The 350-nt window shown below is 58.6% G+C and carries 2 tRNA genes; both read right to left on the bottom strand.

The features are described 5' to 3' along the window. Window positions 1-42 precede the first annotated feature (42 nt). A tRNA-Ala gene (locus GVL61_RS24705) sits at window positions 43-118 on the bottom strand. A gap of 122 nt (window positions 119-240) precedes the next feature. After that, window positions 241-317, bottom strand: a tRNA-Ile gene (locus GVL61_RS24700). Window positions 318-350 lie beyond the last annotated feature (33 nt).

Raw genomic sequence — 350 nt, 5'->3', positions numbered from 1 at the left:
TTGATGCGCAAAACCATCCTCAAGCCGTTTACACGGCGAAGATGGTGGAGCCTATCGGGATCGAACCGATGACCTGATGCTTGCAAAGCAACCGCTCTCCCAGCTGAGCTAAGGCCCCGTTATCTGTTTAGCCTCAAGCGCCGGCGCCGACATCCGTCGGCTTGGCTATCCTCGCATAAGCTCGGACGGCCGTTCGGCCTTGCGAACCCTTGCGGGTTCGGCGCTGTCAAAACTGGCAAATGGTGGGCCTGAGTGGATTCGAACCACTGACCTCACCCTTATCAGGGGTGCGCTCTAACCAACTGAGCTACAGGCCCAACTTGCCAAGCCCGAGACGACCACAAAGGCCG

Origin of the sequence: Novosphingobium sp. 18050 (assembly GCF_902706195.1) — a bacterium.
Classification (GTDB): domain Bacteria; phylum Pseudomonadota; class Alphaproteobacteria; order Sphingomonadales; family Sphingomonadaceae; genus Novosphingobium.
Note: the sequence above shows the minus strand (reverse complement) of the source record. Positions and strands in the feature narration are given on the sequence as shown.